The organism is Hydrogenophaga sp. SNF1 (genome assembly GCF_034421675.1).
Lineage (GTDB): Bacteria > Pseudomonadota > Gammaproteobacteria > Burkholderiales > Burkholderiaceae_C > Hydrogenophaga > Hydrogenophaga borbori.
The window spans coordinates 1115143-1139779 of the sequence record NZ_CP139793.1; the positions used below are offsets into that span (position 1 = coordinate 1115143).

The following is a 24637-nucleotide window of genomic DNA, read 5'->3' on the forward strand; positions in this document are numbered from 1 at the left end:
CGGGCGCGGCAGCGGGGCGCCATGCGCAGTGTGTTCTGGCTGCTCGGCCTGGCGGCCCTGGCCGTGGCCCTGGCCATGCTGATGGGCGACAACCGCGGCACCGTCACGCTGTTCTGGCCGCCCTGGCGCTTCGACGTGTCCTTCAACCTCGTGCTGTTCGTGCTCGTGGGGGGCTTCGTGCTGCTGTACGCCGCGCTGCGCGCGCTGGCCCTGCTGCGCGAGCTGCCGCTGCAGGCGCGGCGCTGGCGCAGCCAACAGATGGAACGCGCGGTGGTGGGCTGGGTGCTGGACGCGCTGTCCAACCAGCTGGCGGGGCGCTTCGTGCGCGCGCAGTCGGCGGCGCAGAACGCGCTCGACCACCTCGGCGGCAGCACCAGCGCCGACTGGCCGCGCCGGGAGCAGCTGCGCGCCCTGGCCCACCTGCTGGCGGCCGAGAGCGCGCATTCGCTGCAGAACCGCGCGCAGCGCGACGAGCACCTGCAGTCCGCGCTGAACCCCGCCATGGCGCGCCACTCCCCCGAGGTGCTGGAGGGCGCCTTGCTGCGCGCCACCCGCTGGGCGGTGGAAGACCGCGACGCCAGCGCCGCGCGCGCGCGCCTGGCCGAGCTGCCGCAGGGTGCGCAGCGCCGCGTGCAGGCCCTGCGCCTGAAGCTGCGCGTGGCGCGCCTGGGCGATGCCACTGGCGAGGCGCTGGAAACCGCCCGCCTGCTGGCCAAGCACCGCGCCTTCTCGCCCGAGGCCGCGCGCAGCCTGCTGCTGGGCCTGGCGCTGGACGCGCTGCGCGGCGCGCACGACCTGACCCAGCTGCAGCGGGTGTGGGATGGCCTGGATGCCGCCGAGCGCGCCATGCCCGAGCTGGCGCTGGCCGCGGCCGACCGCGCGCACGCGCTGTCGCGGCGGGAAGAGAACGAGGGCGCCGACGAGAGCCGCGAGGACATGCGCGGCGAGGACGTCGCCACGCGCGTGCGGGGCTGGCTGGCGCCCCTGTGGGAGGATTTCGGCGCACTCGACGAACGCCACCAGGCCCGCCTCGCGCTCGCGCTGGAGCCGGACCTGGCGCAACTCGACGCCGCCGGCCTGGCGCGCCTGGAGCTGCTGCAGCGCCAGTGGCCGCAGAACCCGCACCTGCAGTACCTGGCGGGCCAGGCCTGCCTGCACCGCCAGCTGTGGGGCAAGGCCGCGCAACTGCTGGGACTGGCGCGCAGTGGGCTGCGCGACGCCACGCTGCGCCGGCGCACCTGGCGCTCGCTGGCGCGGCTGGCCGAGGAACGTGGCGACACCGAGGCCGCGCAAGAGGCCTGGCGGCAGGCCGCGCAGATCGACTGAAGCCGCCGCCGTGGGGCGGGCCCGGGGGCGTCCCCCAAAACACAAAGGCCAGCGTTCCCGCTGGCCTTTGTGTTTTGGGCCTTCCACGCGGCGCCGGTGGCGCCGCGCCGGCCGGTCAGCGCTGCTCGAAGGGCAGCGTCATGTCGCGCAGGTCCTTGCGGGTCTCGACCAGCACCAGCGGGCCTTCGTCCACGACCACGGGCGGCTTGGGCTCGCGCGGCGCATGGATGGGCGCGGGCTCGGCGGCGATGGCGGCCTGCACCTGGGCGACCTTCTCGGCGTCGGAGTTGACCCATTCCAGGCCGCTGGAGGCGGCCACGGCGCGCAGTTCGTCCACACCGAGTTGGTAGGCCTGCACCTTGGGCATGCCGCGCGGCGCCTCGGCCGGGACCGGCGCGGGGGCGGCGGCGACCGGCGCGGCAGCCACCGGCGCGGCAGCGCTTGGGGCGCTCTGCGCCGCCGGCGCGGGGGTGGGGGCGCTCACCGGGGCGGCCACGGGCGCGGCGGCGGGCACGGTGAAGTAGCTGCGCACCGGCGGCGTGTCCTCGGCGGCTTCGCCCTCCATGGCCATGGGCACGGTGTCGCCGGCTTCGGCGGGCGCATCGGCGGCGGCTTCGTCGCGCGGGCCGCGTTCGCGGCGGTCGCGGCCGTAGCGGTCGCGGGTGCGGCGCTCGCGCGGCGCGCGCTGGGCGTTGTCGTCGCCCTGCTCGGGGCTGGCGGCAACGGCTTCTGCGGAGGCGGCGGCTTCCTCGCCACCGCGCGGCACGTCCTGGCCCTCGGGGCGGCGGCGCTGCTGCTCGCCCTCGCGGCCCTCCCGGCCGTCACGCCCACGGCCACGGCGCGGCTCGCGGCGGTTCTGCGCGTCGGCGTTGTCGGCCGTGTCGGTGGACGGCGCGGCGGTGGCGTTCAGTTCGGCGGTCTCGGCGGCAGGCGCGTCGCGGCGCTCGCCTCGGCGCTCGCGGCGCTCGTTCTGGCCGCGGGCGCCTTCGCCACGGCCCTCGCGGTTGTCGGCGCGGCCTTCGCCGCGGTTGTCCTGGCGGCCCTCACCCCGGCGGTTCTCGCCGTTGCGGCCACCGTTCGGGCGCTGGCCGTCGGCCGCCTGCGCCTCGCGCGGCTGGCCGTCGCGCTGGCCACGGCCTTCGCGGTTGTCGCGGCCCTCACGGCCTTCGCCACCGCGGCCACCGCGGTTGCCACGGCCCCGGCCGCCGTCGCGGCCAGCGTCGCGGCGGCCATCGCCCCGGCCGGTGTCCTTGGCGGCGGGGGTGGCGGCCGGCGCGGGCGCGGGGGTGGCGGTGGGGGCGCCGCCGAAGAGGCCCTTGAGCCAGCCGAAGAAGCCTTTTTCGGCCGGCGCGGCAGCGGGTACGGGGGCGGCCACGGCCACCGGGGCCGCCGGGGCGGGTGCCGGCTTGGGCACGGCCACGGGCGCCGGCGCGTCGGGCAGCACGCCCTTGATCACCGGCTCCTGCTTGTTGGTGCGTTCCTGGCTGCGGCGCGTGAAGCTGGCCACGTCGTCCACTTCCTCGGCCAGCTTGTAGCTGGAGTCGAGGTTGTCCAGGCGCGGGTCGTCGTGCTTGAGGCGCTCGAGCTTGTAGTTGGGCGTGTCGAGCGACTTGTTGGGCACCAGCAGCACGCTGATGCGCTGCTTGAGTTCGATCTTGGTGATCTCGGTGCGCTTTTCGTTGAGCAGGAAGCTCGCCACCTCCACCGGCACTTGCACAAGCACGGCGGCCGTGCTGTCTTTGAGCGATTCTTCCTGGATGACGCGCAGGATCTGCAGCGCCGAGGACTCGGTGTCGCGGATGTGGCCGGAGCCGCCGCAGCGCGGGCAGGGGATGGAAGCGCCTTCGCTGAGCATGGGCTTCAAGCGCTGGCGGCTCATTTCGAGCAGGCCGAACTTGCTGATGGAGCCGAACTGCACGCGCGCGCGGTCCTGGCGCAGCGCGTCGCGCAGGCGGTTTTCCACCTCGCGCCGGTTCTTGCTCTCCTCCATGTCGATGAAGTCGATGACGATGAGGCCGCCGAGGTCGCGCAGGCGGGCCTGGCGCGCCACTTCATCGGCGGCTTCGAGGTTGGTGCGCGTGGCGGTTTCCTCGATGTCACCGCCCTTGATGGCGCGCGCCGAGTTCACGTCCACGGCCACCAGGGCCTCGGTCTGGTCGATCACGATGGCGCCGCCGCTGGGCAACTGCACGATGCGGCTGTAGGCGGTCTCGATCTGGTGCTCGATCTGGAAGCGGCTGAACAGCGGCGCGTCGTCGCGGTAGCGCTTCACGCGGTGCCCGTGCTCGGGCATCACGTGGCTCATGAACTGGTGCGCCTGCTCGTAGATGTCATCGGTGTCGATGAGGATCTCGCCGATGTCGCTGTTGAAGTAGTCGCGGATGGCGCGGATCACCAGGCTCGATTCCTGGTAGATCAGGAAGGCGCCCTTGCCGGCGCCGGCGGCGCCGTCGATGGCGGTCCAGAGCTTGAGCAGGTAGTTCAGGTCCCACTGCAGCTCGGCGGCGTCGCGGCCGATGCCGGCCGTGCGCGCGATGATGCTCATGCCATTGGGGTACTCGAGCTGGTCGAGCGCGGCCTTGAGTTCGGCGCGCTCATCGCCCTCGATGCGGCGCGAGACGCCACCGCCGCGCGGGTTGTTGGGCATCAGCACCACGTAGCGGCCGGCCAGGCTGATGAAGGTGGTGAGGGCCGCGCCCTTGTTGCCACGCTCCTCTTTCTCGACCTGGACGATGAGCTCCTGGCCTTCCTTGATCACGTCCTGGATGCGCGCCTGCGAGGGCGAGACGTTGCCCTGGAAGAACTGGCGGGCGATTTCCTTGAACGGCAGGAAGCCGTGGCGGTCTTCGCCGTAGTCGACGAAGCAGGCCTCCAGCGAGGGCTCGACGCGCGTGACGACGGCCTTGTAGATGTTGCCCTTGCGCTGTTCGCGCCCCTCGATCTCGATTTCGTAGTCGAGCAGTTTCTGCCCGTCCACGATCGCCAGCCGGCGCTCTTCGGCCTGCGTGGCGTTGATCAGCATGCGTTTCATGGTGCGTTTCCCTTCGTTGGCACACGGCGGCGCTCGGGCCGATCTGCCCGGGCCGCCCGCAAGGCCGGGAAGCCGCACACGCAACGAACGTAGGAGGAATTGCCGGAGAGCCGTGACTGGGCACGGTGCGCGCGCTCGGGCGCTGCGACAGGGTGCCGGGTCGGGCATGGGCGCGTGGAGCCGAGGGCAGGGCCGCTAGGGGTCGACGGCTGTCGGTGACAGCGTCGGGCCTCGGTGGCTGCTGGGTCGTCTCCTCGTCCAGGCCGTTGCTGTCGGGGCCTGGGCGATTGGGGTATTCCGTTGTCGGTTCGCTGTGGGTCTGCGGATTCCACCGCGGCGTCCTCCGGCACGGGGGCCGACCGGGATGCACGAAGCGGCATCGGGGTCTGGCGCAAGGGCCGGGTGCCGCGGCTGGCCACCTTCGCCCGCCGGGCTCCCGGCATCCGGGTCGGCCACTGCGGTGTCCGCTGCCTTAAACTCAAGGCAAATCAAACACTTACAGCACACAACGGGCGTGGCGCATTATAGACACGTCCCCCGCGTCCGTGGTGGATACATGAAAGCCCCGATAGACACCCCGCCTGCCGTCCGCCACATCACCGTCGACGAGGAGTCCGACGGCCAGCGGCTGGACAACTTCCTCATGCGCCACCTCAAGGGCGTGCCCAAGACCCACATCTACCGGGTCATCCGTTCCGGCGAGGTGCGCCGCAACAAGGCGCGCGCCAGCGCCGACGAGCGCGTGGCCGCCGGTGACGTGTTGCGCATTCCGCCCATTCGACTGTCCGCGCGCGTCGAGGAAAAGGCCGAACGGCCGGCCCCCGCGCGCGAATTCCCGGTGGTGCACGAAGACGAGGGATTGCTCGCGATTCACAAGCCGGCAGGGGTTGCCGTGCACGGTGGCAGTGGTGTCAGTTTTGGCGTCATCGAGCAATTGCGGCAATCGCGGCCAACCGCCCGTCTGCTCGAATTGGTGCATCGGCTGGACCGCGAAACCAGCGGGCTGTTGCTCATTGCGAAAAAGAAGAGCGTGCTGAAGGCCTTGCAGGACCAGTTTCGCGAACGGGAAACCGGCAAGACCTATCTGGCGCTGGTGCTGGGCGATTGGCCGGCGGCGCGCAAGGTGATCGACGTGCCACTGCACAAGTACCTGCTGGCCGACGGCGAGCGGCGTGTGCGCGTGACCTCGGCCGACGATCCCGATGGCATGCGGGCGATCACTCTCGTCAAAGTGGCGCGCCGCTGGGCATCCTCGCCCGGCGGGGGCGGGCCGCTGAGCCTGCTGGAGGTCACCATCAAGACCGGACGCACGCACCAGATCCGCGTGCACCTGGCCAGCGCCGGCCACCCGATCGCCGGCGACGACAAATACGGCGATTTCGAACGCAACCGGGAATTGGCGCGGCATGGCCTCAAACGCATGTTCCTGCACGCCTGGCGCCTGCGCCTGACCCATCCGCAAAGCCAATCTCCTTTGCAATTGCAAACGGAATTGCCAAACGAACTGCAAGGCTTCGTCGATTCCCTGTGAAAAGCGAATAGAATTCACGGCGCATCGCATCGATGCCCCGATTCATTTCACAAAGCGACAAGGATTACCGGTATGGCAACGTATTCCGAACTGATGGCCCAGGCGCAATCGCTGATGGCGCAGGCCGAGCAGGCCCGCAAGGACGAACTGTCCAATGTGATCGCCGACATCAAGGCCAAGATGAAGCAGTACGGCATCAGCGTGGCCGATCTGGGCGGCGCCAGCGCGGGCGGCCGCAAGGCGGCCAAGTCCAAGTCGGGCGCGGCGCCCAAGTACCGTGGCCCCAACGGCGAACTCTGGGCCGGCGGCCCGGGCCGCAAGCCGCAGTGGGTGCGCGATGCGCTCGCCGCTGGCAAGGATCTGGACGCGTACAAGATCTGAGCGCCTTCGTGCCCTTGAGAAGGCCCGCCCTCCGGCGGGCTTTTTCTTGGGTGGGGCTGGTTATGCTCGGGCCCATGCAACAGGTACTGGTGGTCTGCATGGGCAATATCTGCCGCTCGCCCATGGCCAGCGCGGTGTTGCAGGCCGAGGTGGAACGCCGCGGCCTGCAAGGGCGCGTCGCGGTGGATTCGGCGGGCGTGTACGGCGGCCACACGGGTGAGCGCGCCGACAGCCGCGCGGTCAAGCTGGCGCGCGCACGCGGCTACGTGGCCATCGACGCCGAGCGGGCGCGCGCCGTGCGGCCCGAGGATTTCGAGCGCTTCGACGCCATCCTCGCCATGGACGAAGGCAATCTTGCGCAACTGCGGCGCCGCTGCCCGCCACCGCAGGCGCACAAGCTGCACCTGTTCCTGGATTACGCGGGTCTGGGGTTCGACGAGGTTCCCGACCCCTACTACGGCCCCCTGCAAGGCTTCGAGAACGTGATGGCCATGTGCGAGCGCGCCGCGCCGCGCGTGATCGAGCGCCTGGTGGGTCTGGCGCCCGAGGCCGCGCCTCAGACCTTGTAGTAGTCGCGGTACCAGCGCACGAAGCGCTCAATGCCCTCGGCCAGCGGCGTGGCCGGGGCGAAGCCCACCCAGTCGTTCAGGGCCTTGGTGCTCGCGTAGGTGGCGGGCACGTCGCCGGGCTGCATGGGCAGCAGCCGCTTGCTGGCCTCGCGGCCGGTGGCGCGCTCGATGCAGGCGATGAACTCCATCAGCTGCACCGGGTCGTGGTTGCCGATGTTGAACACGCGGTGCGGCGCGCCACCCTCGCTCTCGGGCGTGGCGGGCTTGTCGAGCACGCGCAGCAGGCCCTCGACGATGTCGTCGATCCAGGTGAAGTCGCGCTTCATGTCGCCGTGGTTGAAGACGTCGATGGTGCGGCCTTCGAGCACGGCCTTGGTGAAGGAGAAGTAGGCCATGTCGGGCCGGCCCCAGGGCCCGTACACCGTGAAGAAGCGCAGGCCGGTGGCGGGCAGCCGGTAGAGGTGGCTGTAGGTGTGCGCCATCAGCTCGTTGGCCTTCTTGGTGGCGGCGTACAGGCTCACGGGGTGGTCGACCGGGTCGCTCTCCTCGAACGGCATCTTGGTGTTGCCGCCGTAGACGCTGGAACTGGAGGCGTAGACCAGGTGCCCCAGGCCCTGGGCGCGGCAACCTTCGAGCACGTGGCCGAAGCCGGTGAGGTTGCTCTCCAGGTAGGCGTGCGGATTCGTGATGGAGTAGCGCACGCCGGCCTGCGCGGCGAGGTGCACCACGGCGTCGAAGCGCTGGCGCGCGAACAGCGCCTCCATGCCGGCGCGGTCGGCCAGGTCCAGGCGCTCGAAGCGGAACTGGGCGTGCGGCCGCAGCCGCTCCAGCCGGGCCTGCTTGAGCGCCGGGTCGTAGTAGTCGTTGAGGTTGTCGATGCCGGTGACGGTGTCGCCGCGCGCGAGCAGCCGCAGCGCGGTGTGCATGCCGATGAAGCCGGCGGCGCCGGTGAGCAGGATGTGCATGCCGCGATCGTAGTGCAGGCCGCTGGCGGATCAGTCGGCCCAGATCACCGGCTTGCCGGTGACCTCCCACTTCTCGTAGTGGCGGGCGTACACGTCCTCGATGCGGTTGCGCTTGACCTTGAAGGTCGGCGTGATCATGTCGTTGTCCACCGTCCAGGGCGTGGACACCACGACCAGGCATTGCATCTGCTCGTGCGGGTCGAGGGTGGCGTTGATGGCCGCCCGGTGCTCGGCCAGCGAGCGCTCCAGCGCGGCGCGTTCGTCGGCGTTCTTCGCCTTCGCGGACGCCTCGGGGCTGAGCATGCAGATGCCCAGCGGCTGGCCCAGGTTGGCGCCCGTCACCACGCAGGCCTCCACCGCCTCGTGCATGACCAGCTTGTCCTCGATGGGCGCGGGCGCCACGTACTTGCCCTTGCCGGTCTTGAACAGGTCCTTCACGCGGCCGGTGATGCTCAGCAGGCCGGCGGCGTCGATGCTGCCCTTGTCGCCGGTCCGCAGCCAGCCGTCCTCGGTGAAGGCCTCGCGGCTCTTCTCGGGTTCCTTGTAGTAGCCCTGCATCAGCGCCTGGCTGCGCATCTGGATTTCGCCGGTCTGCGGGTCCAGGCGCTGCTCCACGCCGGGGTAGGGGGGGCCCACCGTGCCACGCTGGTTCTTGCCCGGTTCGGTGATGTGCGAGAGCGCGAGGTTTTCGGTCATGCCGTAGCCCTCGTTGATGGGGATGCCCAACTGGGCGTACCACTGCAGCAGCGCGGGCGGCATGGGCGCGGCGCCGCCGGCGGCGAACTGGCACTGGTCCAGGCCCAGGGCCTTCTGGATCTTGCGGCGCACGATGCCGCCCAGCAGGGGAATGCGCAGCAGCCGCTCCAGCTTGGCCGGCGGCATCTTGGCGTGGATGCCCTGCTGGAACTTGACCCACAGACGCGGGACCGAGAAGAACACCGTGGGCCGCGCGCGCTGCAGGTCGGCCGCGAAGGTGTCCAGCGATTCGGCGAAGAACACGTGCATGCCCGTGCGCAGCCAGCCGTGCTCGACCAGCATGCGCTCCACCACATGGGCCAGCGGCAGGTAGCTCAGCATGCGGTCCTTGGCCGTGAGCGGGATGCGCTGCAGGCCGCGGTCGATGGCCCAGGCGAAGTTGCCGAAGCTGTGCATCACGCCCTTGGGCAGGCCGGTGGTGCCCGAGGTGTAGATCAGCGTGGCGAGATCGTCCTCGGCACGCACGGGCTGGCCCTGGAGCGGCCCGGTGCGCGCGCAGATGGCGTCCCAGCCGTCGTAGTCCTGGATCGCATCCACCGGCGACAGCGGGTAGCTGATGCAGGGCAGGCCGGCGGGCACGCCCGGCTTCATGCCGTCCCAGCCGTCGAGCTTGCCCACGAATAGGGCCTTGGACTCGCTGTGCGTGAGGATCTGGCGGATGGTCTCGGGCGCGAGCGTGGGGTACAGCGGCACCGACACGTGCCCGGCCATCCAGATCGCCAGGTCGCTCATCATCCACCAGGCGCAGTTCTTGGACAGGATGGCGACCTTGCTGCCGGGTTCCCAGCCCTGGGCCTGCAGGTGCGCGGCCATGCGGCGCACCTGGTCGGCCACCTGGGCCCAGGTGAAGTCGTGCACCACGCCGCCGCCCATGGGCTGCGTGAGGGCCACGCGCGCGGGCGCCTTGGTCTCCCAGTCGTACAGGCGTTGCAGGGCCAGCAGCGCGGGCGCGATCTTCTCGCTCATGGACGGGTCTCCTTGGTGTCTGAAACCCGGCCAGCCTAGCGAGCGGTGCGCGATTTCCTCAGTGGGTTTTCCCCGTGTCCCCCCTGGATTGGGGAGCTCACTCCAGCCGCAGGCTCAGCGGCGACAGCGGCGCATCGAAGGCGCCGTGCCAGACCTGGCCCGGGGCGACAGGCCAGGCGTCGGTCCAGGTGCCGGTGGTGACGATGTCGCCCGCTCGCAGCGCCGGCGCGCCGGGGCAGGCGCGCTGCGCCTGCACGAAGTGCCACAGGGCCTGCACGGGGCCGTCGAGCACGGCCGCGCCCTTGCCCCGGTCCAGCGCCTGGCCGTCGCGCGCCAGCACCACACCCGCGCCGGCCAGGGCGGCGTCCAGGCCGGCGGCGTCGGCTGCGATCTCGCGCACCGGCATCCGCCGGCCCACCAGCAGGCGCGCGTGCAGGCCGCCGTCCGCCACGGTGTCGGGGGCCTCGAACTTCCAGCCCGCCAGGTGCGACTGCACGATCTCGAAGCCCGGCGCGACCCAGTCCAGGGCGTCGAAAAGATCGCCGATGGAGGCCTCGGCGGCGGGCGCCGTGCGCAAGCCGAACACCGCCTCGGGCTCGATGCGCGGCTCGCAGGTGTGGGACAGGTCGAGCCGGCCCTCACCGTCGCAGAACACCACGGTGCTGTCGTATACGCTGCCCCAGATGGGTGCGTAGACGTTGTAGACCGGCCAGATGCCGCGGTTGGTGAAGCCCACCTTGTAGCCCAGGGGGCGCTCGCCCCGCGCCACGCGCAGCGCGCGCACGGCCAGGGCGTCGGCGTAGGCGGTGTCCAGGCCGTAGCCGGGGCGGGTGCTCAGGCGCGCGGCCCAGGGCCGGCCGGTGTCGACGTGGTGCAGCAGGGTCTCGGGGGTCATGCGGCGCATTGTCGGGGGCGCGCGGCTATGCTGCCATCCCATGAACGACACCCCCCTCGAACTCGAGCGGCTCGAAGGCCGCTCGGGCGCGCCCGACGCGCCCACCGCGGCCAGCCTCATCGTGCTGCACGGCCTGGGTGCCGATGGCAACGACTTCGTGCCGGTGGCGCAGATGCTGGACCTGTCGGCCGTCGGCCCGGTGCGCTTCGTCTTTCCCAGCGCGCCGGTGCGGCCCGTCACGCTGAACGGCGGCTACGCCATGCGCGCCTGGTACGACATCTACCCGCCGCCGGCCGACCCCGGCCAGCCGCGCCGCGAGGACGAGGCCGGCCTGCGCGCCTCCCAGGCGCAGGTGCAGGCGCTCATCGACCGCGAGATCGGCATGGGCGTGCCGGCCTCGCGCATCGTGCTGATGGGTTTTTCGCAGGGCTGCGCCATGACGCTGCTCACCGGCCTGCGCGCGCCGCAGCGCCTGGCCGGGCTGGTGGCGCTCTCGGGCTACCTGCCGCTGCCCGATCGCACGGCGGCCGAGCGCAGCGCGGCCAACGCCGGCCTGCCCATCTTCATGGCGCACGGCGATGCGGACGACATCGTGGTGCCCGCGCGCGGCGAGGCCTCGCGCGACGCCCTGCTGGCGCTGGGCCACCCGGTGCAATGGCACAGCTACCCCATGGGCCACAGCGTGTGCCCCGAGGAAGTGGGCGACCTCAACCGCTGGTTGCTTCAGGTCCTGGCCTGAGAAGGCGCGAGCCGCCGCCACAGCGCGCCGGCGGCGTCCACCACCGGCCGGCCGTAGAGGATCAGCGCCAGCGCCGCGCCGATCAGGGGCAGGGCGACGAACACCCAGCCCGTGAGCCGCTCGTCGCCGAAGCCCACGCCCACCGCCAGGGCCACCACCGGGTTCACGAAGGAGTAGCTGCCCGCCAGCGCGGCGCTGGTGTTCTTCAGCAGCCACAGGTAGGCGTTGAGCGTGACCATGGTGCCCATCACCACCAGGTAGAGCCAGGCCAGGGCCGAGGCCACCGACACCTGCGCCCATTGGAAGCCGCGCGCGCCCGGCTCGAACAGCAGCGCGGCCAGCGTGCACAGCAGGCCGCCCAGCAGCCACTGCGCGGCCGAGGCCATGGCCGGTGGCGGCAGCGCGAGCTTGCGCGAGGCATAGGAGCCCAGGCTCCAGGCCAGTGGCGCGCCGAAGGCGCACAGCGTGCCCAGCAGGGTGGTGGAGAAGTCGCCTTCCAGTGCCAGCAACGCGGCGCCCGCCGCGCCCAGCACCAGGCCCAGCCAGCTGGTCAGCGGCACGCGCTCGCCGCCCCAGCGCGTCCACAGCGCCAGCCACATGGGCATGGTGGTCACCACCGTGGCCATCAGCCCGGAGCCGATGCCGGCCTGCTGGGCCAGCACCACCAGGGCCATGGCGGCGAAGGCCATCAGCCCGCCGATGAGCGCGCTGGCGCGCCACTGCGCCGCCGTGGGCCAGGCCAGGCCCCGCCAGCGGGCGATGGCCAGCATGGCCAGGCCGGCCGCGATGAAACGGGCCCCGTTCATGAGCACTGGCGGCAGGGTCTGCATGGCCACGGCCAGCGCGAAGTAGGTGGTACCCCAGACGAGGTAGACGATCAGCAGCGCCAGGGCGAGGCGCCAGGAGGCGTTGTCCGCCCCGAATCGGTTGAAAATGGACGGCATGCGGCCACCTGTGTCGTAAGATTTCCGGCGATTGGCCGAGGGTTCGTATTTTTATCAGAGTTGGGCTCGCATGCAAGCAAATATTCAGCTCGATGGCATCGACGCCGGAATTCTTACGGCGCTGAGCGCCGACAGCCGCCGCTCCTATGCCGACGTGGCGGCCGAGGTGGGCCTGTCCACGGCGGCCGTGCACGAGCGGGTGAAGAAGATGGTCGAGCGCGGCGTGATCGAGCGCTTTTCGCTGCGCGTGGACCCAGAGCGCGTGGGCCTGCACTTCACCGCCTTCGTCGCCATCCGCAACGACGGCGGCGTGCACTGCCGCGAGATCGCGCCGCGCCTGCGCGAGCTGCCCGAGGTGCTGGAGCTGCACAGCGTGGCCGGCGAGTACGACTTCATGGCCAAGCTGCGCACCACGCACGCGCGCGCGCTGGAAGACGTGCTCTACGCCATCAAGGCCATTCCGGGCGTGGCGCGCACCACCAGCACGGTGGTGCTGAGCACGGAGTTCGAGGAGCGCCCGCTGCGCTGGCCCGGCGCGGCCTGAGGCGCGTTCCTTTCCAGGTCCTTCGGGCGGGGGTGTCGGGGCCGGGTGCCGACGCACGCCGTTCCCCGCGGCCCTCGCGGCCTTGTGGACAATGCCGGCTGGCCGCGATACCTCCCACCCAGCCCCGCCCGACATGACCTTCGCCACCCAAGACCCCCGCGCCCTGCTGCGCCACCTGTACGACGCCGCCGTGCGCCGCGCGCTGCCCCTGCACAACACCGCGGCCTTCCTGCCGCCGCCGCCCAAGGGGCGCACGGTGGTCATCGGCGCGGGCAAGGCCGGTGGCGCCATGGCCCAGGCGGTGGAGGCGCTGTGGCCGGCCGAGGCGCCGCTGTCGGGCCTGGTGGTCACGCGCTACCACCACACGCCGCCGCGCCCCGAGGGGCTGCTCGAGCGCATCGAGGTGGTGGAGGCCTCGCACCCCGTGCCCGACACGGCCGGCCTGGCGGCCGCGCAGCGCATCCTGCAACTCGTTCAAGGCCTCACGGCCGATGACCTGGTGCTGTGCCTCATCTCGGGCGGCGGCTCGGCCCTGCTCACGCTGCCCTGCGAAGGCCTCACGCTGCAGGACAAGCAGCGCATCAACCGCGAGCTGCTGGACAGCGGCGCGCACATCGGCGAGATGAACACCGTGCGCAAGCACCTCTCGCGCATCAAGGGCGGGCGGCTGGCGGCGGCCTGCGCGCCCGCGCAGGTGGTCACGCTCACCATCAGCGACGTGCCCGGCGACGACGTGAGCGTGATCGCCAGCGGCCCCACCGTGGCCGACGCCAGCACCTGCGCCGACGCGCTCGCCATCCTGGACCGCTACCGCATCGCCGTGCCGGCGCCGGTGCGCGCCGCCCTCGAATCGGGCGCGCTGGAAACGCCCAAGCCGGGCGATCCGCGCCTGGCCGGCCACGACACGCGCCTGATCGCCACGCCGCAGCAAAGCCTGGAGGCCGCGGCCGAGGCCGCGCGCGCGCTCGGGCTGGCCGCGCACATCCTCAGCGACGAGATCGAAGGCGAATCGCGCGAGGTGGGCAAGGTGCATGCGGCGCTGGCGCGCTCGGTGGCCCTGGGCCGCAGCGCGTTCCAGGCGCCCTGCGTGCTGCTCAGCGGTGGCGAGACCACGGTCACGGTGCGCCCGCGCGCCGAGGGCCAGCCCAGAGGGCGCGGCGGGCGCGCGGGCGAGTTCTGCCTGGGCCTGGCCCAGGCCCTGGGCGGGCAGGCGAACGTGTGGGCCATTGCGGCCGACACCGACGGCATCGACGGCATCGAGGACAACGCGGGTGCGCTGGTCACGCCCGACACCCTGGCGCGCGCGGCGGCGAAAGGCCTGAAGGTGGGCCAGCACCTGGAGCGCAACGACGCCTACGGCTTTTTCGAGCCGCTGGGCGACCTGGTGATCACCGGGCCCACGCACACCAACGTGAACGACTTCCGCGCGCTGCTGGTGCTGCCGGCGGGCCAACCCGCCTAGGGCGTGGTGCGGGCGAAGCGGACCAGCGTGGCGCCGGGCCGCGCGTGCAGCAGCGTGGGCATCACCAGCACGCAATCGTCGTAGGGCGTGATGACCGGCAGCGCCGCGTTCCACCCGATCAGGGTGCCCGCCTTGGCGATCCGGTCGCCGCTTTTCCAGGGCTTCGTGAACGCTGGCACCGAGTGGGGCGCCACGGTCACGGCGTCGGTGACCTCCAGCAAGGGGCCGCTGCCATGGGCATGGGGCTGGCGCCAGCCGGCCGGCATGTCCTGCGCATCCACCACGCCGCTGAGATCGAGAAAGCGCGCGAGCGCGTCGCGGGCGACGGTCACCGATGCCCGTGCGCCGTGGTAGCCGCATTCCACCAGCAAGGCGAAGGCGTCCGGCGCATCGGCCCTGCCGAAGCGGCCATGGTCGCGCAGACGAACGCCCGCCTTGTGACCGGGGTCGGCCACCCGCAGGGCACCCAGTCCCAGGGCGGCCGCCCGGCTGGCGTGGTGCGCGAGCGGCCCGGTGAGCGCCAGCGGCGGGCCCGGCTCGTGCATGGAGTGCAGATCCAGCAGCCAATCGCTGGCCTCCACATGGGGTTGCAGTTCCAGCACCCGCCGGTGCTCGGACGCCAGCTCGGTGCCGTCGTGGCGCCAGGGCATGTCCCCCCACAGGCGGTTCATGTCGGTGTGCACGCAGCGCGACACATGGGGCCTTTGCGGGTTGAAGCGCGCGAAGGCGTCGAGGTTGGCCAGCGCCACGGTGAGCGTTCCGCGGCGCGGCCTCAAGCCGCTGGCCAGCAGGTCGCGCACCGCCCAGGCGCCGCACAGCTCGTTGCCGTGGACGAGCGCACTCACCATCACCCGGCGACCGGGCTCGCTGGCTGTCCAACGCCACACGCCGGGCGTGCCGGTGTTGCCGGCCAGCCAGGGGCCCATGTCGGGCGGGGAAATTTCGAACGGCGGCGGCATCACACGCGGATGCCGGCGTGGTCGACGATGCGGCGGTACTTGGCGATTTCGGCCGCCTGGAAGTCGGCCAATACCGCGCTGGCCGGGGCAATGGTCGCCCCCGAGGCCGTCAGCTTTTCCACCAGGGAGGGCACCTTGAGCGACTCGGCCAGGGCGCCGCGCAAGCGCTGCGCGACGGGCGCCGGCAGGCCCGCGGGCCCCCACAGGCCGAACCAGGTGCCGATGTCCACATGGCGCAGGCTGGGCGTCTCGGCCAGCGCGGGGATGTCGGGCGCCACGGGCGAACGCTCGCGCTCGGTCACGCCCAGTGGCACCACCTTGCCCGCCTTGATCTGGGGCAGGCCGCTGGACAGCACGTACACGCCCAGCTCCACCTGGCCGCCGATCAGATCGGTCGTCAGCGGGCCCACGCCCCGGTAAGGGATGTGAACGATGAACAGCCCGGCGGCCTGCTTGACCATTTCGCCCGCCAGGTTGAGGGCGGTGCCGACGCCGGCGGAGCCATAGCTGAACTTGCCCGGGTTCTGCTTCACGCGTTCGATGAAACCGGCGATGTTGGGCATGCCGGCGCTGGGGCTGGCCACCAGCACCATGGGCTGCGAGGCGACCATGCCCACTGGGGTGAACTGCTTGACGGGGTCATAGCGCAGCGCGGGATTGATCAAGCCGGCGATGGCCATCTCGTTGTTGCTGCCCAGCAGCAGGGTGTGGCCGTCCGCCGTGGCCTGCGCCACCCGCTGGGCGCCCAGCGCGCCACCGGCCCCGCCCACGTTTTCGACCACGACCGGCTGGCCCAGCGAGCGGGCCAGCTGCTCTGCCAGCACGCGCGCCGTGAGGTCGGTGCTGCCGCCTGGGGGGTAGCCCACCACCAGGGTGATCGGGCGATTCGGGTAGTTGGTGCTCTGGGCCAGCGCCGGCGCGCACCCGAGGGTGGCGGCGGCGCCCGTGAGAAGCAGAACCTCACGGCGGCGGATCAGTGGGGACTTCATCGGCGCTCCTGGTTGGCTGCGATGGCGCAGCGGTGAAGCGGACTCTAGGTGGCTCGTCTGAAACCAAGGTGCCGGATCGGCACCGATGCGTGCCGACTAGCGATTGCTGTGCTCCCAGGCGGCTTCGATCAGGTCCGATTGCCGGGCGCGGTGCCGGTACAGACGGACCTCGAAGTGGATCTGGTCCCCGCGGCCGCCCAGCACCTTCAGCAGCCCGGCGCGCACCGCGGACGCGGTCAGCGAATGGGGCAGCCAGGCCATGCCCAGGCCCTTGATGGCCAGCTCCAGCACCGCGTCGGCGGAGTCGCACACGATGGTGGGCGGCGATTGCTGCCCGCTGCGGGTGGCCTCCAGGTGGTCCTCCAGCAGGCGGCCCAGGGTGAGGCTGGGTGCGTAGCCGATCCAGGTGGCATCGAACAGGTCGTGGCGCGCGCGGCCCGAGGCGTCGACGCGCGCCACCGGCAGCAGGCGGTCCGTGGCCAGGGTGATGTGGCGAAAGCGCTGCCCCGTGAGGCCGTAGGACAGCGCCGGGTGTTCGTAGCAGATCAGCAGATCGACCTCGCCGCGCTCGAAGGTGGCGCAGATCTCTTCCATGGCCTGTGTGCGCAGTTGCACCCGGGCGCCACGGATGGTGCCCCGCAGCCGCCCCAGCCAGTCGGCCACCAGGGTGCGCGCCAAGGTGCGGCCGGTGCCCACGCGCAGCAGACCGGTCCCTTGCCCGTCGGCGCGGTCGCGCGCGCCCCATTGCGTGCGCAACTGCCGCAGGCCGGCGAGCAGCGGCGCGCTTTGCGTGAGCAGGGCCTGTCCCTCGGGGGTCAGGCGAACGGGGGCCCGCGTGCTGGCCACCAGGGGCACGCCCGCCCAGTCTTCCAGTGCGCGGATGCGCCGCCCGAAGGCGGGATGGGTGACATGGCGGGCCTCGGCCGCCTTGACGAAGCTCGCGCAGCGTTCCAGCGCGGCCAGATCCTCGATGAGCTTGATGTCCATGCACGCGCGGCCGGCCGGGCCGTGGCCGGTGCCGAGGCTACTTGTTCTTCATCTTGCCCTTGGGCATCACCGCCGTGACGGGCGGCGTGGGGCGGGGGGACAGCGAGGCCCCGGCCGAGGCTTCCTGCGGCGGGCTGGTGTCCTTCTTCGGCTTCTTGACCATCTTGTTGCTGCGCTGTTCGCCTTTGGGCATGGTGGGCTCCTGATGCGCCGGATTGAGGGCGCCAATGTAACCCGGCCAACCCGCCGCGAAAACGCCCGGCGAAGGCTTCGCCAGGCGCCCGGACTCAGGCCGGCAGACGTTCCGCCGCGGCGGCCAGGTACTCCGTCGCCCGCCGCTTGGCGCGGATGTCGTCGTAGACGCGCTGCGCCTGCGCGGGCGTGGTGTTCAGGGCGGCGGCCAGCTCATCGGCCGTGTGCCCGTGCTCCAGCGCCCACAGCGCCAGGTCCATCTGCGCGTAGGGCAGGGCGAAGTAGAACTCGTCCTGGCCCTGCGGCAGGGTGTAGGTGTCGGTGGTGGGCACGGCGCTGCAGATCGCCTCGGGCAGGCCCAGGTGACGCGCCATGGCGTAGACCTGGGTCTTGTAGAGGTGGGCGATGGGCTTGAGGTCGGCCGAGCCGTCGCCGTTCTTCACGAAGAAGCCCTGGTCGTATTCCAGCCGGTTGGGCGTGCCCACCACGGCGTAGTTCAGGCGGTCGGCGTGGAAGTACTCCATGGTCTTGCGCACGCGCTGCTTGAAGTTGGTGGCCGCCACGATCTGCAGGTACTCGCGCGGAGGCAGACGCACGCTTTGCTGCTCGCCCTCGGGCGACTGCACCACCAGCCTGAAGAAGTTGATGCCGCCCTCCAGCCCGCCCGCGAGCACGATCTTGTTCTTCCAGCCATCGCCGTAGGCCGGTACCACGCGGCGGATGGCCTCGTCGCGCTGCTGGTAGCAGCCCAGGGCCTCCAGCGCGGGCGCGATGTCGTGCACCTGGTACCGTATGCCCAGGTGCTCGGCCAGCAGGCGGCCGCGCTCGCTGCTGAAGCCGCTGGAGTCGCGCTCGGGCAGCAACAGGCCAAAGACCTTGTCCGCGCCCACGGCACGCACGCTCAACGCGGCGCAGACCGAGCTGTCGATGCCGCCGCTGATGGCCACCACCAGGCCGCGGCGGCGCAGCTTCTGCGTCAGCACGCGCGGGATCCATTCGCTGATGCGAGCGAGTTCGGCCGCGCAGTCGAGGTGCAGGCTTTGCGGGCCCAGCGGTGCCGCGCTCATACCGACGCTGCCTTCTTGCCGAGCACGAAGGCCTCGATCGCGTTCAGCGAATCCAGGTTTTCCGGCACCATTTCCTCGTCACCGATCGTGATGCCGTAGGTCTGCTCCAGGTGCGCCACAAGTTCGAGGAAGCCGGTGGAGTCGAGCACCTGGTGCTCGAGGAAGGACTCGTCGTCGCCCGGCGAGACGGCGCCCGCGCCCAGCAGCAGGTTCTCTTCGATGTAGCGCCGGACCTCGGCTTTGATGGTGCTCATGGTGGTGTGCTCGTTGGGGGGGTCAAGGGAAAAGGGCTCAGGCCAGGTCGCGCCGGCGCAGCTTGCCGGACTCGGTTTGGGGCAATTGGTCGACGAAGGCCACGGCCTTGGGCGCCATCCAGCTTTCCAGGCGGGCCTGGCAGTGGCGGATGACCTCGCGCTCGCTCAGCGTGGCGCCGGGCTGCAGTCGCACGTGGGCCTTCACGGCCAGGCCCAGGCGTTCGTCGGGCATGGGGGCGACGGCCGCCTCCAGCACGCCGGGCAGTTCGCAGATGGCGTGCTCCACTTCCAGCGGGTAGACCTTCTCGCCGCGCGACTTGAACATGTCGTCGGTGCGGCCCACGCAGTAGAGCCAGCCGTGCGCGTCGCAGCGGAAGACGTCGCCGGTGCGCAGGGTGTGTTCGCCGGGGCACGGGCCTGGGGTGATGCGGCCGGTCTGGCCGGGCGGCGCGTTCCAGTAGCCGGGGCTCACGTGCGGGCCGCTCACCACCAGCTCGCCGGTGGCGCCGAGGCCGCCGTTGGGCAGGCGCTGGCCGTGCTCGTCGATCAGCCAGTGGGCTTGGAAGGGCAGGCCGCGGCCCACGCTGTCGGGGCGGATGTCCACCTCGTCGTGCGGCAGGTAGCTCGCGCGCATGCACTCGGTCAGCCCGTACATGAGCAGCAGGCGCGCCCGGGGCAGGCGCTGGCGCAACTGCGCGGTGTGCGCGGCCGGCAGGGCGGCGGCGGCGTTGGTGATGAGGCGCAGGGCGGACAGGTCGTGCGCGCCCAGGTCCAGCGCCAGCAGGCTGGCCCAGAGCATGGGCACGCCAGGGAAAACGCTCACGCGCTCGGCCGCGAGGCGCTGCAGCAGCCTGGCCGGGAAGGCCGCGCTGTTCTCCAGCACCAGCGTGGCGCCCAGTCCCAGCCCCATCACCACGTGGTACAGGCCGTAGCTGAAGCTGGGCGGCAGCGCCAGGCCGATGACGTCGTCGGGCCGCAGCTGCAGGTAGGTTTGCACCGCGCGCCAGGCCGCGAGCATGTTGGCGTGGCTGAGCATCACGCCCTTGGGCTGCCCGGTGGTGCCGGAGGTGTAGATCAGGGTGGCCAGGTCGCCGGGGCTGGTGGGGCCGGCGAGGGGCGCGGGGATGGGCGCGGGCTGGGGCCAGGGCCGGGCGGTCGTGGCCGCGGGCACCGGACCGTGGGCCCACACGTGCGGCGTCTCGGGCGCCTGCGCGAGCGCGGCGGTCCACACGGTTGCCAGCGTGGCTTGCGTGAGCAGGGCGCGCGCGCCGGTGTCGGCGAGCACATGGGCGAGCTTGGCCGCCTTGGTCTGCGGACCCAGCGGCACCGCCACCGCGCCCAGGCGCCACACCGCGTGCAGGGCGGCCACGTACTCGGCGCCGCTGTCCAGCAACAGCACCACGCGATCGCCGGGCCGCACGCCCTCGACCTGCAAGGTCTCGGCGATGCCCTGGACCATCGCCGCGAGTTCGCCGTAGCTCAGGCGCCGCTCGCCCACCACCACGGCCACCTTGCCGGGTTGGTCGCGGCAGCGCGCCTCGAAGGCGCTGTGCACGAAAGGGCCCATGCTCATGACGGCTCCATCGCCGGTGCCTCGGCGCGCACGAACTGCCGGTGCAGCAGCTGGGTGGAGAGCACGCCCACGAAGGCCATGTTGTCGGCGAAGCCGATGGCGCGACCGGCCGCGCACTTGGCGCTGAGCCGCGCGACGGCAGGCGCGTCGAACAGCCCGGCCTCGCGCAGGCTGCCCTCGCTCAGCAGCTCGCGCACCCAGGGCAGGGGTTGGCCGTCCTCGAAAAAGCTGGCGCTGTCGGGCGAGCGGTAGGGCTGCTTGGTGCGCTGGCCGATGGCGGGCGGCAGCTCGCGCGCGAAGGCCTGGCGCAGCAGCAACTTCTCGCGCAGGCCGCGCATCTTCAGGCGCGGCGGCAGGGCGGCGGCGAAGGCGATGACCCGCGGGTCGAGGAAGGGGTAGCGGCCTTCGATGGACGCCGCCATGGCCATGCGGTCGCCCTGCGCGGCCAGCAGGTAGCCGCTCATGAGCGTGTGGGCCTCGGTGTACTGGTCGCGCGCCAGCGGCTGCCAGTGGGCGAAGGCCTCGGGCACGCGCGCGCGCCATTGCGCGGCGGGCTCGTGCGCGGCGAGCCTGTGCTGCCACTCGGGCGTGAAGAAGGCCCAGGCGCGGCGCGTGCTGGCCAGGCGCGTCTGGTGGGCGAAGCCGGGGTCGCCATCGGGCACGCGGCTGTCGGTGAAGAAGCGCTGCGCGAGCACGTTGTGGGCGCCGCCGGGCGAGCGCGCCATCCACGGGTAGAGCCGCTCCACCGCGCGCGCGCGCCGCGCCGAGCCGGGCAGCCGCGCGACGAAGCGGCGGATCTTGGCTTCCTTGAACAGGTCGTAGCCGCCGAAGACCTCGTCCGCGCCTTCGCCGGTGAGCACCACCTTGTAGCCGGCGGCGCGCACGCTGTCGGCCAGGCGCAGCATGGGGGCGGGGGCGGTGCGCACCAGCGGGGTTTCGGCGTGCCACACGGTGCGCGCGAAGGCGGCGGCGATGTCCGCCCGGCCGCAGCCGATGGCGCTGTGCCGCGTGTCCAGATGGCGCACCATCAGGCGCTGGTGCGCGCTCTCGTCGTATTCGGCCTCGTCGAAGGTGAGCGAGAAGCAACGCAGCGGCGTGTCGGTGTGGCGGCGGATGATGGTGGTGAGGATGGACGAGTCCAGCCCGCCGCTGAGGTAGGCGCCCACGGGCACGTCGGCGCGCAGCTGCAGGCGCACGGCGTCCACCAGCAGGGCGTGCAGCTGGTCGGCCAGCGCGTCCTCGTCCACGGGCGCGAAGGGGTCGCTGTCGGGGAAGTCCCAGTCCCACCAGCGGCTGAGGTGTTCACCGGCGGCGTCCACCACCAGGCGGTGGCCCGGCGGCAGGCAGTGGATGCCATCGAATGCCGTGCGCGGCGCCAGCGGCGCCCACCAGCCCAGGCTGGCGGCCAGGCCGGCCGGGTCGAGCGCGCGCGGCACGGCGGGCAGGGCGAACAGGGCCTTGGCCTCGGAGGCGAAGGCCAGCCGTTCGCCCATCCGCGTCCAGAACAGCGGACGGATGCCCACGCCGTCGCGAGCCAGCAGCAGGCGCTGCCGCTCGGCGTCCCACAGGCCGATGGCGAACTGGCCATTCAGGCGCGACAGGAAGCCATCGCCCCAGGCCTGGTAGGCCTGCAGCAGCACCTCGGTGTCGGAGTCGGTGCGGAAGTGCCGGCCCAAGGCGCGCAGCTCGGCGCGCAGTTCGATGTAGTTGAAGATTTCGCCGTTGAAGACCAGCTGCACGCGGCCGTCCGCGCTGGCCATGGGCTGGGCGCCGCCATCGAGGTCAATGATGGCCAGGCGCGCGTGCGCCAGGCCGATCGGCCCGTCGTGCCACACGCCCTGGCCGTCCGGGCCGCGGTGGTGCAGGGCGCGCGCCATGGCGGCGAGTTCCTCGCGCCGGGGCGGCTGGCGGGGGCTGAAGAGACCGGCGATGCCGCACATGCTCAGGCCTCGCTCGGCAAGGGGCGCTCGGGCTTCCTAGAAGCCATCGGCGTCGTCGCGCAGGTCGGTCAGGCGCCAGGGCGCGCGGGCCAGCCGGGCGGCCAGTTCGGGGTCGCGCGACTGCACGCCGCAGGGGCGACCCCCGTCGTCCTGCGACGGCAGGAAACCGGCGCGCGCGGCCACGCGCCGCGAGGCCTCGTCCTGCAGCAGCAGGCGCACGCAGGTGCAGCGCAGCGCGGCGGCCTCGCGGATGGCCTCGTGCAGCAGCACCAGCAGGGTGTCGTCGCCGTCGTGGTGCCAATCGACCAGGTGCAACTCGGGCCGGCCGCGGTCGTCGGTTTCCACCGACCAGGCGATGAGGCCGGCGACGGCGTCGCCGCGCCGCGCCACGCGCAGGCTCAAGGGCCGGCGCGGGTTGTCGAGCAGGCGGCGCTGCAGGTAGGCGCCGCCGTGGCGCAGGAGCACGCCCGCGGCCCCGCGCGCCAGCGGCGCGCTCAGCGCGGGGTCGAGCCGCGGGGTGTTCTCCAGCGTGAAGCCGCGCGGGCGGTGGCGGCGCAGCGCCAGGCGCCGCAGGGCCAGGCCGGCGTTGGCCAGGCGCATGGCCAGCGGCGTGGCGGCCAGCGCGGGCCAGCGGCGCCGAACGAAGGGCTGCAGGTCCAAGGGGTGGGTGAAGGTCAGGCGCGGTGGCAGCGGCTCGAAGAGGCGGCGCACGATGCCGGCCGAGTTCTGGTTGGCGCCCACCGCGAGCGTGAAGCCGTGGCGCGCGAGCATGGCCTGGTTGAGCCAGATGCCCAGGCCCGACTCCTGCGCCTCCGGCCGCACCAGCAGGTCCATCACCTGCGCGCCGGCGAGCGCCTGGCCGTCCAGTTCGATGGGCAGGTCTTCCACGCCGATGGTGGCCAGCACCCGGCCGTGGGCGCGCAGGCACCACAGCTCGCCGAAGCCCGCGCCCTCGCGCCCGAGGCGGTAGCGCCAGCGCAGGTAGGCGTCGTCGTCCCACTCGTGGCCGGGCAGCAGGTGCTCGCGGCGCAGGGCGATGAGCTCGGGCAGGTCGTCCAGCGTGGCCGCGCGCAGGCCCTCGCGCAGCGCGGCCTCGTCCAGCCCCAGGCTGCGCGCCACCAAGCGGCCGAGCTTGTCGTGCGCCGGCACGCGCGGCGCCGGCGCCACGGGGCGGCCGTGTTCAGTCGCCCGCACGCAGCGCCCCCTGCTCGCGCAGGAAGTCCAGCACGTGGCCGATGCGCGTCATCTCGCGCGAGACATCGGCCGTGAGCTCGATGCCGAAGCGCTCGTCGAGTTCGGCGATCAGCATCAGCGCGCCCATGGAGTCCCAGTCTTCGATGGACTCGCGTTCCACGTCCGGGTGCAGGCTCTCGGGCGGCACGTTGAAGCACTCGGCCAGCATGGCCAGGGCCTCGGTCTGGGTGATGGTGGGGCGGGTGCTGGGCGTCATGCGGAGCGGTTGGGATGGATCACAGGTCTTCGCCGTCGTCGTGCAGCAGCAGGGTACGGTCGTCGGCCCGCACCAGGGCGGCGCCCCAGGACAGGCCCACGCCGTAGCCCAGCAGCATCCACAGCCGGTGCTGCCCGGGCGGCGGCGGCGCGATCCGGCGCGTGAGCGCCACCGCCACCGAAGGGCCGCCGCAGTTGCCGCTGTCTTCGATGGACATCGGCACGCGCTCGTCCGGCAGGCCGCTCTTCTTCATCAGGTGTTTCATGATGAAGCGATTGGACTGGTGGAAGACGAAGGCGTCGACGTCGGCCACCGCCTTGCCGGCGAAGGCCAGGGTGTCGGCGATCAGCGCGGGCACGCGCTTGATGGTGAAGTTGAAGATGGCCGCGCCGTCCATTTCCAGGAAGCGGTGGCGCGGGTTGGCCGGCTCGCGGTCGCGGAAGGCACCGCCGCGCAGGATCAGGCCTTCGGCGCCGCTGCCGTCGGTGTGCAGCACGAATTGGCCGCCCGCGGCGGGGTCGTCGTCGAGTTCCAGCGCGGTGGCCGAGCCGGCGTCGCTGAACAGCAGCACGGTGGCCTGGTCCTCGGGGCTGACGAAGCGGCTGGGCGTTTCGCCGTGCAGCATGAGCACGCGCCGGTGGCCGCCGCCGCGCAGCATGGCGGCCGCCAGGTACAGGCCATAGGGGTAGCCCGAGCAGCCCAGACCGACGTCGAAGGCGGCGCAGCTGTCGGGCAGGCCCAGCCGCTGCTGCAACAGGCAGCTGGTGGAGGGCAGGAAGTGGTCGGGCGTCTGGGTGACGAAGATCAGCGCGCTCACGCTGTCGGGCGCCCAGTCCAGGCGCTCCATCAGCCGCGTGGCGGCCCGAAAACACAGGTCGGCCGAGGTGAGGCCGGGTGTGACCACGCGGCGCTCGCGCACGCCGGCCATGGCCACCACCTTGCGCACGTCCTCGGGCGCGAAGCCCAGGGCCGGGTCGAGGTTGTCCACCACCGTCGGCGGCAGGCAGGTGCTCACGCCGGCCAGGCGAAAGCCGCCGATGTTCGATTGGCTCAACCGGGGTCCCTCTTGAAATCTGGAAGAACGGGCGATCTCAGCGCGAGGGCTGGACGTCTTTTG

Annotated in this window: 23 protein-coding genes; 7 read left to right on the forward strand and 16 right to left on the reverse strand. The window is 72.1% G+C overall.

Going from position 1 to position 24637, the window contains the following annotated elements:
- The first annotated feature begins 21 nt into the window (after nucleotides 1-21).
- Nucleotides 22-1326 (forward strand): heme biosynthesis protein HemY, encoded by a 1305-nt coding sequence (locus tag SOM08_RS05415; protein WP_116958525.1) that lies wholly within the window; start codon nucleotides 22-24, stop codon nucleotides 1324-1326.
- Between the two features lie 115 nt (nucleotides 1327-1441).
- Here the strand turns inward: SOM08_RS05415 and SOM08_RS05420 are convergent, their stop codons facing one another.
- Entirely contained in the window at nucleotides 1442-4357 is a 2916-nt protein-coding gene (locus tag SOM08_RS05420) for an Rne/Rng family ribonuclease (RefSeq protein ID WP_322470206.1), read from the reverse strand.
- A 556-nt stretch (nucleotides 4358-4913) separates the two neighbouring features.
- Between SOM08_RS05420 and SOM08_RS05425 the strand changes: the two genes are divergently transcribed.
- The 3 genes from SOM08_RS05425 (at nucleotide 4914) to SOM08_RS05435 (ending at nucleotide 6838) form a co-directional block, all read left to right on the forward strand.
- Nucleotides 4914-5888, forward strand: a complete 975-nt coding sequence (locus SOM08_RS05425) for an RluA family pseudouridine synthase (protein WP_181936439.1) — start codon at nucleotides 4914-4916, stop codon at nucleotides 5886-5888.
- Nucleotides 5889-5960: 72 nt separating this feature from the next.
- The gene (locus SOM08_RS05430; protein ID WP_070399010.1) at nucleotides 5961-6269 is read left to right on the forward strand and encodes an H-NS family nucleoid-associated regulatory protein; all 309 of its coding nucleotides are present in this window, start codon (nucleotides 5961-5963) and stop codon (nucleotides 6267-6269) included.
- A 74-nt stretch (nucleotides 6270-6343) separates the two neighbouring features.
- Nucleotides 6344-6838: a low molecular weight protein-tyrosine-phosphatase gene (locus tag SOM08_RS05435; RefSeq protein ID WP_322470207.1), complete on the forward strand. Its 495-nt coding sequence runs from the start codon at nucleotides 6344-6346 to the stop codon at nucleotides 6836-6838.
- Here the strand turns inward: SOM08_RS05435 and SOM08_RS05440 are convergent.
- From SOM08_RS05440 to SOM08_RS05450, 3 genes are all read right to left on the reverse strand, one after another.
- The gene (locus tag SOM08_RS05440; protein ID WP_116958233.1) at nucleotides 6826-7803 is read right to left on the reverse strand and encodes an NAD-dependent epimerase; all 978 of its coding nucleotides are present in this window, start codon (nucleotides 7801-7803) and stop codon (nucleotides 6826-6828) included. The two genes, SOM08_RS05435 and SOM08_RS05440, sit on opposite strands and share 13 nt — an antisense overlap.
- Nucleotides 7804-7833: 30 nt before the next feature.
- Complete coding sequence (locus SOM08_RS05445; RefSeq protein WP_322470208.1) at nucleotides 7834-9525, reverse strand: AMP-binding protein; 1692 nt, start codon at nucleotides 9523-9525, stop codon at nucleotides 7834-7836.
- 97 nt (nucleotides 9526-9622) lie between these two features.
- Nucleotides 9623-10420, reverse strand: coding sequence for a hydratase (locus tag SOM08_RS05450; protein WP_322470209.1), 798 nt, complete (start codon nucleotides 10418-10420; stop codon nucleotides 9623-9625).
- Nucleotides 10421-10460: 40 nt separating this feature from the next.
- On the opposite strand from SOM08_RS05450, the gene SOM08_RS05455 reads away from it, so the two are divergent.
- Entirely contained in the window at nucleotides 10461-11159 is a 699-nt protein-coding gene (locus tag SOM08_RS05455; RefSeq protein ID WP_322470210.1) for an alpha/beta hydrolase, read from the forward strand.
- Here SOM08_RS05455 and SOM08_RS05460 read toward each other — a convergent pair.
- Nucleotides 11144-12103 carry an EamA family transporter gene (locus SOM08_RS05460; RefSeq protein WP_322470211.1) on the reverse strand — a complete coding sequence of 320 codons (960 nt, stop codon included), beginning with the start codon at nucleotides 12101-12103 and terminating at the stop codon, nucleotides 11144-11146. The genes SOM08_RS05455 and SOM08_RS05460 overlap by 16 nt on opposite strands.
- A 70-nt stretch (nucleotides 12104-12173) precedes the next feature.
- Here SOM08_RS05460 and SOM08_RS05465 point away from each other — a divergent pair, with 70 nt between their 5' ends.
- Together SOM08_RS05465 and SOM08_RS05470 are read left to right on the forward strand one after the other, a co-directional pair.
- A complete protein-coding gene (locus SOM08_RS05465; RefSeq protein ID WP_181936438.1) occupies nucleotides 12174-12647 on the forward strand; it encodes an Lrp/AsnC family transcriptional regulator in 474 nt (157 codons plus the stop codon).
- A gap of 133 nt (nucleotides 12648-12780) precedes the next feature.
- Nucleotides 12781-14109, forward strand: a complete 1329-nt coding sequence (locus SOM08_RS05470; protein ID WP_322470212.1) for a glycerate kinase — start codon at nucleotides 12781-12783, stop codon at nucleotides 14107-14109.
- Here SOM08_RS05470 and SOM08_RS05475 read toward each other — a convergent pair.
- The 11 genes from SOM08_RS05475 to SOM08_RS05525 form a co-directional block, all read right to left on the reverse strand.
- On the reverse strand, nucleotides 14106-15035 hold the full coding sequence (locus SOM08_RS05475; RefSeq protein ID WP_245980862.1) for a succinylglutamate desuccinylase/aspartoacylase domain-containing protein: 930 nt from the start codon (nucleotides 15033-15035) through the stop codon (nucleotides 14106-14108). The genes SOM08_RS05470 and SOM08_RS05475 overlap by 4 nt on opposite strands.
- A gap of 32 nt (nucleotides 15036-15067) precedes the next feature.
- The gene (locus SOM08_RS05480) at nucleotides 15068-16057 is read right to left on the reverse strand and encodes a Bug family tripartite tricarboxylate transporter substrate binding protein (RefSeq protein ID WP_116958226.1); all 990 of its coding nucleotides are present in this window, start codon (nucleotides 16055-16057) and stop codon (nucleotides 15068-15070) included.
- Nucleotides 16058-16153: 96 nt separating this feature from the next.
- Nucleotides 16154-17044 (reverse strand): LysR family transcriptional regulator, encoded by an 891-nt coding sequence (locus SOM08_RS05485; protein WP_116958225.1) that lies wholly within the window; start codon nucleotides 17042-17044, stop codon nucleotides 16154-16156.
- Between the two features lie 37 nt (nucleotides 17045-17081).
- Nucleotides 17082-17237, reverse strand: coding sequence for a hypothetical protein (locus SOM08_RS05490; protein ID WP_175442831.1), 156 nt, complete (start codon nucleotides 17235-17237; stop codon nucleotides 17082-17084).
- Between the two features lie 94 nt (nucleotides 17238-17331).
- Nucleotides 17332-18303, reverse strand: coding sequence for an NAD(+) synthase (nadE, locus tag SOM08_RS05495; protein WP_322470213.1), 972 nt, complete (start codon nucleotides 18301-18303; stop codon nucleotides 17332-17334).
- Nucleotides 18300-18557, reverse strand: a complete 258-nt coding sequence (locus SOM08_RS05500; protein WP_116958524.1) for an acyl carrier protein — start codon at nucleotides 18555-18557, stop codon at nucleotides 18300-18302. The genes nadE and SOM08_RS05500 overlap by 4 nt, the downstream gene beginning before the upstream one ends.
- A gap of 37 nt (nucleotides 18558-18594) precedes the next feature.
- The gene (locus tag SOM08_RS05505) at nucleotides 18595-20130 is read right to left on the reverse strand and encodes a class I adenylate-forming enzyme family protein (RefSeq protein ID WP_322470214.1); all 1536 of its coding nucleotides are present in this window, start codon (nucleotides 20128-20130) and stop codon (nucleotides 18595-18597) included.
- The gene (gene asnB / locus SOM08_RS05510; protein WP_322470215.1) at nucleotides 20127-22070 is read right to left on the reverse strand and encodes an asparagine synthase (glutamine-hydrolyzing); all 1944 of its coding nucleotides are present in this window, start codon (nucleotides 22068-22070) and stop codon (nucleotides 20127-20129) included. Before asnB ends, SOM08_RS05505 begins: the two co-directional genes overlap by 4 nt.
- Before the next feature lie 36 nt (nucleotides 22071-22106).
- The gene (locus SOM08_RS05515) at nucleotides 22107-23237 is read right to left on the reverse strand and encodes a hypothetical protein (protein WP_322470216.1); all 1131 of its coding nucleotides are present in this window, start codon (nucleotides 23235-23237) and stop codon (nucleotides 22107-22109) included.
- Nucleotides 23238-23250: 13 nt separating this feature from the next.
- Nucleotides 23251-23520 (reverse strand): acyl carrier protein, encoded by a 270-nt coding sequence (locus SOM08_RS05520; protein ID WP_116958221.1) that lies wholly within the window; start codon nucleotides 23518-23520, stop codon nucleotides 23251-23253.
- A 19-nt stretch (nucleotides 23521-23539) separates the two neighbouring features.
- A complete protein-coding gene (locus SOM08_RS05525) occupies nucleotides 23540-24574 on the reverse strand; it encodes a ketoacyl-ACP synthase III (protein ID WP_322470217.1) in 1035 nt (344 codons plus the stop codon).
- Nucleotides 24575-24637 lie beyond the last annotated feature (63 nt).

What these genes read in the sequence shown, in the direction of transcription:
- SOM08_RS05505 (WP_322470214.1), bottom strand. Translation starts at nt 20,130, where the DNA reads ATGAGCATGGGCCCTTTCGTGCACAGCGCCTTCGAGGCGCGCTGCCGC.
- SOM08_RS05460 (WP_322470211.1), bottom strand. Translation starts at nt 12,103, where the DNA reads ATGCCGTCCATTTTCAACCGATTCGGGGCGGACAACGCCTCCTGGCGC.
- SOM08_RS05455 (WP_322470210.1), top strand. Translation starts at nt 10,461, where the DNA reads ATGAACGACACCCCCCTCGAACTCGAGCGGCTCGAAGGCCGCTCGGGC.
- SOM08_RS05430 (WP_070399010.1), top strand. Translation starts at nt 5,961, where the DNA reads ATGGCAACGTATTCCGAACTGATGGCCCAGGCGCAATCGCTGATGGCG.
- SOM08_RS05435 (WP_322470207.1), top strand. Translation starts at nt 6,344, where the DNA reads ATGCAACAGGTACTGGTGGTCTGCATGGGCAATATCTGCCGCTCGCCC.
- SOM08_RS05500 (WP_116958524.1), bottom strand. Translation starts at nt 18,557, where the DNA reads ATGAGCACCATCAAAGCCGAGGTCCGGCGCTACATCGAAGAGAACCTG.
- SOM08_RS05470 (WP_322470212.1), top strand. Translation starts at nt 12,781, where the DNA reads ATGACCTTCGCCACCCAAGACCCCCGCGCCCTGCTGCGCCACCTGTAC.
- SOM08_RS05480 (WP_116958226.1), bottom strand. Translation starts at nt 16,057, where the DNA reads ATGAAGTCCCCACTGATCCGCCGCCGTGAGGTTCTGCTTCTCACGGGC.
- nadE (WP_322470213.1), bottom strand. Translation starts at nt 18,303, where the DNA reads ATGAGCGCGGCACCGCTGGGCCCGCAAAGCCTGCACCTCGACTGCGCG.
- SOM08_RS05465 (WP_181936438.1), top strand. Translation starts at nt 12,174, where the DNA reads ATGCAAGCAAATATTCAGCTCGATGGCATCGACGCCGGAATTCTTACG.
- SOM08_RS05425 (WP_181936439.1), top strand. Translation starts at nt 4,914, where the DNA reads ATGAAAGCCCCGATAGACACCCCGCCTGCCGTCCGCCACATCACCGTC.
- SOM08_RS05485 (WP_116958225.1), bottom strand. Translation starts at nt 17,044, where the DNA reads ATGGACATCAAGCTCATCGAGGATCTGGCCGCGCTGGAACGCTGCGCG.
- SOM08_RS05520 (WP_116958221.1), bottom strand. Translation starts at nt 23,520, where the DNA reads ATGACGCCCAGCACCCGCCCCACCATCACCCAGACCGAGGCCCTGGCC.
- SOM08_RS05475 (WP_245980862.1), bottom strand. Translation starts at nt 15,035, where the DNA reads ATGGGCCCCTGGCTGGCCGGCAACACCGGCACGCCCGGCGTGTGGCGT.
- SOM08_RS05490 (WP_175442831.1), bottom strand. Translation starts at nt 17,237, where the DNA reads ATGCCCAAAGGCGAACAGCGCAGCAACAAGATGGTCAAGAAGCCGAAG.
- SOM08_RS05445 (WP_322470208.1), bottom strand. Translation starts at nt 9,525, where the DNA reads ATGAGCGAGAAGATCGCGCCCGCGCTGCTGGCCCTGCAACGCCTGTAC.
- asnB (WP_322470215.1), bottom strand. Translation starts at nt 22,070, where the DNA reads ATGTGCGGCATCGCCGGTCTCTTCAGCCCCCGCCAGCCGCCCCGGCGC.
- SOM08_RS05450 (WP_322470209.1), bottom strand. Translation starts at nt 10,420, where the DNA reads ATGACCCCCGAGACCCTGCTGCACCACGTCGACACCGGCCGGCCCTGG.
- SOM08_RS05420 (WP_322470206.1), bottom strand. Translation starts at nt 4,357, where the DNA reads ATGAAACGCATGCTGATCAACGCCACGCAGGCCGAAGAGCGCCGGCTG.
- SOM08_RS05415 (WP_116958525.1), top strand. Translation starts at nt 22, where the DNA reads ATGCGCAGTGTGTTCTGGCTGCTCGGCCTGGCGGCCCTGGCCGTGGCC.
- SOM08_RS05440 (WP_116958233.1), bottom strand. Translation starts at nt 7,803, where the DNA reads ATGCACATCCTGCTCACCGGCGCCGCCGGCTTCATCGGCATGCACACC.